This is a genomic window from Elusimicrobiota bacterium (assembly GCA_026388075.1).
In the GTDB taxonomy this organism is placed as follows: domain Bacteria; phylum Elusimicrobiota; class Endomicrobiia; order Endomicrobiales; family JAPLKN01; genus JAPLKN01.
The window spans coordinates 1-6,247 of sequence record JAPLKN010000024.1 but is presented as its reverse complement, the minus strand read 5'-3'; the positions used below and the strand labels follow the sequence as shown (position 1 = coordinate 6,247).

The following is a 6,247-nucleotide window of genomic DNA, read 5'->3' as shown; positions in this document are numbered from 1 at the left end:
TAGCCATATTTGCCATGCTGAATCTGTCAGACATAGAAAGTTCTTTCAAAACAGGGCCCGTGAACTCCATTGCCTGATACAATGCGCCGTCAACTCCAATTTTACCTATCGTATAAAGTATCAGATCTTTTCCCGAAACCCATTTTTTAAGTTTTCCTTTGTAAACAAATTTTATAGAACCCGGAACCTTGAACCATATTTTCCCGGTTATCATCGCTGCAGCTAAATCTGTTGACCCTACTCCGGTTGAAAATGCTGCCAAAGCGCCATACGTACAAGTGTGTGAATCGGCTCCGACAACCAAATCTCCGGGAACAACAAGGCCTTTTTCAGGCAATAGCGCGTGTTCAACGCCGCAATTATTTCCCTCAAAATAGTTTACAATCTTTTGTTCTTTAGCAAATTCTCTTACAAATTTTACCTGTTCTGCGCTTGCTATATCTTTATTAGGCGTGAAATGGTCCATTACCAAAACAACTTTATTTTTGTCAAATATTTTAGCTGCGCCTGTTTTTCGAAATTCTTTAATTGCAAAAGGCGCAGTAATATCGTTGCCAAGAGCTATATCAACTTTTGGTTCTATAAACTCCCCAGCTCGAACGGATTTTAGCCCGCAATGAGCCGCAAGTATTTTTTCAGAAATAGTCTGACCCATACAAACTCCGTTAACAGCAGGTTAAGAATGAGACAGGTTGAGATTGAGACTCAGAACAGCAGATTTATATTACTACAATTTAGAAAGTCCTTCTTAACCTAAACCTGTTTTCTTCTCAAACTGCCGTTAAAGTGAAACTTTCTTTTTAGAAAGCGCCGCTTTTGAACGTGAAACTATTTTATTTATTGCATTAAGATAAGCCTTTGCGCTTGCTTCTATTATGTCAGTCGAAGTCCCTTTTCCTGAAAATGTAACTCCTTTATGTTCCACCTTAAGATTTACTTCTCCCTGCGCATCTTCCCCTGCAGATATAGCGCGAAGATTATAATCAGAAAGGTGCAGTTTCAAACCGACAATTTTATCAATTGCCTTATAAACGGCGTCCACCGGCCCATCACCGCAGGCGGCTTCCTGGAATATCTCTTTTTTATCACCCTGTTTTGAAATGCGTATTGTGGCAGTCGGGACGACGCCGGTTCCTGAAGAAGCATTAAGATATTCCAAAGCATATACTTCTTTCAAACTGCTCGTCCCTTCTTCAGCCAAGGCAATAATATCATCATCAAAAATATATTTCTTTTTGTCAGCGAGCTCTTTAAATTTTTCAAAGATTTTGTCAATCTCTTCATTTTTTACGCTTATTCCAAGATCTTTGATCCTTCCCGCCAATGCATGACGGCCGGAATGTTTGCCTAAAACAAGCTTGCTTGATGGTATCCCTACATCCTGAGGCTGCATTATTTCATATGTGGTGCGTTCCTTGATAATACCGTCCTGATGAATGCCTGCCTCGTGGGCGAAGGCGTTTGCGCCAACGATCGCCTTGTTCGGCTGTACTACAATTCCGGTTAGTTTAGAAACCATCCTCGAAGTTTTATATATCTCTTTTGTATCAATATCGTAATCAAAACCGAAATAATTCTTTCGAGTTTTCAAAGCCATGACAATTTCTTCCAAAGAAGCGTTACCAGCGCGTTCTCCTATTCCATTAATGGTGCATTCAACCTGTCTTGCGCCGTTTGATATCGCTGACAGCGAATTTGCAACCGCCAAGCCCAGATCATTATGGCAATGAACGCTGATAACAGCTTTATCAATATTTTTTACCTTCATATTTATTTTTCTTATCAATTCTCCGAACTCCTGGGGCATAGTATACCCGACAGTATCAGGAATATTAACAGTAGTAGCTCCGGCATCAATAACACTTTCTATCACCTGACACAGATAAGAAAAATCCGAGCGGCCGGCATCTTCTGCTGAAAATTCTACATTATCGCAAAATTTCTTTGCATATCGGACAGCATTAACCGCCATATCCAAAATTTCGGCTCTTGTTTTTTTAAATTTCTTTTTAATGTGGATATCGGATGTCGCAATGAAAGTGTGAATTCTAGGATTTTTTGAGTATTTCACAGCATTCCAGCAGGCAAGAATATCCTTTTCCTGAGCGCGAGCCAAACCTGCGATTGCAGGGCCTTTTATTTTCTGAGCAACCAGTTTTACCGATTCAAAATCTCCACGGCTTGAAATAGGAAATCCCGCTTCAATTACATCTACACCCAAGGCAGCCAATTGTTTTGCAATCTCCAATTTTTCGCTTATGTTCAGGCTTGCACCCGGAGATTGTTCTCCATCTCTTAGAGTTGTATCAAAAAAAATTATTTTATTTTTCATTTTTATCACCTGCCATTTTATTTTTCATAAGCCCGTTTCTTCGTTTTTGAAAATTTTCAATTATAGACTTTCTTAATCTCCAGTATCTTAACAAGTACAATGCAAGGCCCGAAAGAAGGTATCCAACAAAAAGTATAAAAAAAGTATTTTGAGGATATATAATTATCATCATAATCGCAATAACGGTAAAAATTATTATTTGTAAAGATTTCGGCCTGTCAGCCTTGAATTTTTTAAACGAGGCGTAAGGCACATTTGAAACCATCAAAACAGATATAAACACCATCAATATTGGTGAAATTTTAAAGAAAAACGGCATTCTGTCAGAAACAATCGGTATCATATTCACTGGAACTTCATTGCTTATTTCAAATAACTCATAGCTTAAAGCAAATGAAGCAAGTATAGCCGCTGCGGCAGGAATCGGAAGTCCGATATAATCTGCCGGTGTTTCCTCTTCCATTGTTTTTACATTAAATCTTGCCAGGCGCAAAGCTCCGGCAAGTACATAAAAGAGCGCTATTGCAATTCCCGGATTATTTAAGCCGTGCAAAATCATTTTATACATCAATATTGCCGGCGCTACCCCAAAAGATACAAGGTCAGCTAAAGAATCAAACTCAATACCAAAACGGCTTGTTGCTTTTGCCATACGAGCTATTCGGCCGTCTAATATGTCCATTACCATTGCAACAATGATTGCCCAAGCAGCTGCGGCAAATGAATTCTGAATAGAAAATATAATTGAAATAAAACCTGCCGAAATATTTACGGCGGTAATTATACTGGGCAATAAATATATGCCTCTTAATTTTTTTTCAGTCATTTTTAAACTTCCCGAAAACTGTCTTTCCTCCGAAAACCTTGTCTCCTACCTTAACATTTAAATTTACATTCTTAGGAGTAAACAAATCAACCTGAGAACCGAACTTTATAAAACCAATTTTTTGTCCTTGCGCTAAATTATCTTTAGGTTTCACCCATGATACTACCCTGCGAGCTAAAATTCCTGCTATCTGCTTAACTTTGAATCTGCCCTTAGGGCTGTCAATTGTTATTATGTTATTTTCGTTCAACTCGTGAGCCTTAGGATCCATTGCCGGCAAAAACTTGCCCGGATTGTACTGAACATCCGCTACAGAACCTTCTACAGGCGACCTCTGAAGATGAACGCTAAAAACAGATAGAAAAACCCTTACGATTTTAAAATTATCATCCTCCGTAACTTCCATAACCGTGCCGTCACAAGGAGAAAGTATTTCATCGCGACTTTTTACTATTTCCCTTGCAGGGTCGCGAAAAAAATAAGCAAAAAAAAGAGCCAATATTATTAATATAATACCAAGTTCTTTAATTATAAATAAGAAAAAAAAACCTAAAACCAAAGGGATTATTATTAAAAATAATCCTTCTTTAACTACCGACATAAAAACTCTTTTCTAAAGAATTTGACCCGATAAACAATCGGCGGGCTCTAATCTTTCAAACGATTTCAAGCAAGTTTTAAGAGCGTTAAATTTAGCAAAAAATGAAAGAAAAGTCAAAAAGAATCTAATTTTAAAAGATTTTCAATTTTATTCATCTTCGCATTCATCCCTCGCCTTCTGTCGGGAGATGAATGTGAAGATGAACCTGCCGACTCCTGTCGGCGGAGTTTCAGTCGAAGGTTAACAAATCTCCGTGCCTTATAGAAGAGGTGTCTAAAATTCCAGACGGTAATTCTAAGATATTTGCAGCGTATTTTACTGGAAGTATAATTTTCCTAGGATTTATGTTTTTTATTGTTTTTACTACTCTATTTTTAGAATCTAAGAAAACTGCATCTATGTTAAATTTCATAAAAAAAGTATGAATACTTCTGCATTTTAGAAATAATATTCCGTAATCGGCTTTTTTTGCAAACATAAAACCTATTAATTTTTCAAAGAAAGTATCCGCCAATAGAATATATATTCCCGTTGCAGTTGAATTAATAAGAAGTTCAAATTTTTTCATATGTTAATATTTTTTATTCCATGAATCTGAACTATATTTGGTTTTTGCTAAATCCCCGGATAAAGATACCTCCTCGTTGTTTAATTCAGAAGAAAATATCTTCGTTTTTAAAATATCTTTAAAATTATCCATTAAGCATTTTGAAAATTCTCTATAATTTGTAATTAATTTTTCAACATGAATAGATCCTTGAACCAGAAAGGCACTTCCTCTTTTTCTCTGACAGGAACCAACTATTTTTCTTCCATTCAGGTGAATATCATAAGGAAAAATATTGTTGACGCAGACCGAATCTTTCCGTTTTTTTTGAAAAATACTTTTTTCGCAAAATTCTGCATCAATACTCAAATCATTTAGAGTTTTTAATATAGCATTATGAATTAATTTGTAAGTTTTCTCTTGATTATTTATATACGGCCATTCATCTTTTGATGCAATCAATGAATAAGAAATATCTTTTCCGTGCTCAACTGAAAGCCCGCCGGTAATTCTTCTTATAACCGGTAATTTACGATTTGCAAAATCTGAATATTTTTGAAAATAACCGATACTGATTAAAGGTAATGACCATGAATAAACTCGCAAAACTGGAGACAATGATTTGTTGTTTGACTTTAGAGCAAACAAACATTCATCAATCGCCATATTGTAATCAGCTAAATTATTTTCGTTTGCAATAAAACGCCAGTTAACCATTTTTTTCTTTTTCTATTAGCTTCTTTTTAGTTTTTATTCCACCCGTACCCGAATATCCCCCAATTCTCCCGTCGCTTTTTACTACTCTATGACAAGGGATAACCGGAGCAAACGGATTTTTGCTAAGTGCGTTTCCTACTGCTCTTGCCGAATTTGGAATCCTCATATTTTCAGCAAGTTTTTTATAAGTAATTGTTTTTCCATAGGGAATTTTAAAGCATTCCATCCAGACTTTTTGATAAAAAACGGGATAATTTTTCAATTTTTTCTTTATATAAGCGGGTATTTTATTTGTCATATAAGTTCTATTAGTGCACTTTGAAAGAATATTTAGTCCTCATTATAAATTGCTAAGTTCCCTGATTCATCAGTATATGAAAATACTTTACTTGGCCCCTTGTAATGCCGGTAATATTGCTTGACTGCAAAAATATAGTCACGAGTCTCCCGATACGGAGGGATGTTCCTATATTTCATTACTTTTCCGGGACCTGCATTATATGCTGCTAAAGCTTTTTCCCTGTCTCCGTTGAATAAAGAAAGCATATTCTTAAGATATTTTGTACCAGCGTAAATATTTTCTTCCGGATTATAAATGTTTTTTACCCTAAGAAGTTTTGCAGTCTGCGGCATCAATTGCATAAGGCCGCAAGCACCTTTGTAAGATGTATCATTAGGATTAAAGTCAGACTCGGCTTTTATTACTGCTTTTACTAAGGCAGGATCAACAGCATTTGCTTTGGCGGCACTGTTTATTATCTTTTCATACTTGGTTTTCTTTTTATAGAAACCCGATGAACTTACTTCTGGAGTTTTTTTATATGCTTTTAAAAATTTTTCTGTGGCGATATCACGTTCTGAATAAATTATTATATTTTCAATCTCAGATTTATCATATTGTACTGCACAACCATTTTTATCGGTAACCCATACGCTTCCGTCAGAATTTTCACGTATATCACCTTTTGCTGAATAGCCGGATTTTAAAGAGATTTTACCTTGTAACGCAAACAAATTTTGAAAAAAGAAAAAGCATATCAGAACAATGAACAGATTTTTCATCTAAGATCCCCCGTCTGGTATTACGCATAAATTTTTTCAAAATATTATGAAATAGTTGATGAGAAATCCTGCGGAAGAGTATAATTTAAAGAAAATCTATTGTGCAAAAGCTTCTGGTTTTTCTTCTATAGATCGAAGAAATGCCTCAACAATTCTGGGATT

Annotated in this window: 7 protein-coding genes and 1 pseudogene; all 8 read right to left on the bottom strand. The window is 35.8% G+C overall.

Features of this window, described 5'->3' with window-relative positions:
* A partial coding sequence (locus tag NT145_00850; protein MCX5781245.1) for an aconitase family protein occupies positions 1–655 on the bottom strand: 655 nt, incomplete at its 3' end.
* Between the two features lie 126 nt (positions 656–781).
* Positions 782–2,332 carry a 2-isopropylmalate synthase gene (locus tag NT145_00845; GenBank protein MCX5781244.1) on the bottom strand — a complete coding sequence of 517 codons (1,551 nt, stop codon included), beginning with the start codon at positions 2,330–2,332 and terminating at the stop codon, positions 782–784.
* On the bottom strand, positions 2,322–3,158 hold the full coding sequence (gene pssA, locus NT145_00840) for a CDP-diacylglycerol--serine O-phosphatidyltransferase (GenBank protein ID MCX5781243.1): 837 nt from the start codon (positions 3,156–3,158) through the stop codon (positions 2,322–2,324). Before pssA ends, NT145_00845 begins: the two co-directional genes overlap by 11 nt.
* Complete coding sequence (locus tag NT145_00835; protein ID MCX5781242.1) at positions 3,151–3,759, bottom strand: phosphatidylserine decarboxylase; 609 nt, start codon at positions 3,757–3,759, stop codon at positions 3,151–3,153. The genes pssA and NT145_00835 overlap by 8 nt, the downstream gene beginning before the upstream one ends.
* A 229-nt stretch (positions 3,760–3,988) precedes the next feature.
* Positions 3,989–4,327, bottom strand: coding sequence for a DUF192 domain-containing protein (locus tag NT145_00830; GenBank protein MCX5781241.1), 339 nt, complete (start codon positions 4,325–4,327; stop codon positions 3,989–3,991).
* A 3-nt stretch (positions 4,328–4,330) separates the two neighbouring features.
* A complete protein-coding gene (locus NT145_00825) occupies positions 4,331–5,023 on the bottom strand; it encodes a hypothetical protein (protein ID MCX5781240.1) in 693 nt (230 codons plus the stop codon).
* Entirely contained in the window at positions 5,016–5,321 is a 306-nt protein-coding gene (locus tag NT145_00820; protein MCX5781239.1) for an MGMT family protein, read from the bottom strand. Before NT145_00820 ends, NT145_00825 begins: the two co-directional genes overlap by 8 nt.
* Before the next feature lie 134 nt (positions 5,322–5,455).
* Positions 5,456–5,779: pseudogene (locus tag NT145_00815) on the bottom strand (lytic transglycosylase domain-containing protein).
* Positions 5,780–6,247: the final 468 nt, after the last annotated feature.

Excerpts from the sequence above, each read along its gene's own strand:
- NT145_00845 (MCX5781244.1), bottom strand. The coding sequence starts at position 2,332 with ATGAAAAATAAAATAATTTTTTTTGATACAACTCTAAGAGATGGAGAA.
- pssA (MCX5781243.1), bottom strand. The coding sequence starts at position 3,158 with ATGACTGAAAAAAAATTAAGAGGCATATATTTATTGCCCAGTATAATT.
- NT145_00835 (MCX5781242.1), bottom strand. The coding sequence starts at position 3,759 with ATGTCGGTAGTTAAAGAAGGATTATTTTTAATAATAATCCCTTTGGTT.
- NT145_00830 (MCX5781241.1), bottom strand. The coding sequence starts at position 4,327 with ATGAAAAAATTTGAACTTCTTATTAATTCAACTGCAACGGGAATATAT.
- NT145_00825 (MCX5781240.1), bottom strand. The coding sequence starts at position 5,023 with ATGGTTAACTGGCGTTTTATTGCAAACGAAAATAATTTAGCTGATTAC.
- NT145_00820 (MCX5781239.1), bottom strand. The coding sequence starts at position 5,321 with ATGACAAATAAAATACCCGCTTATATAAAGAAAAAATTGAAAAATTAT.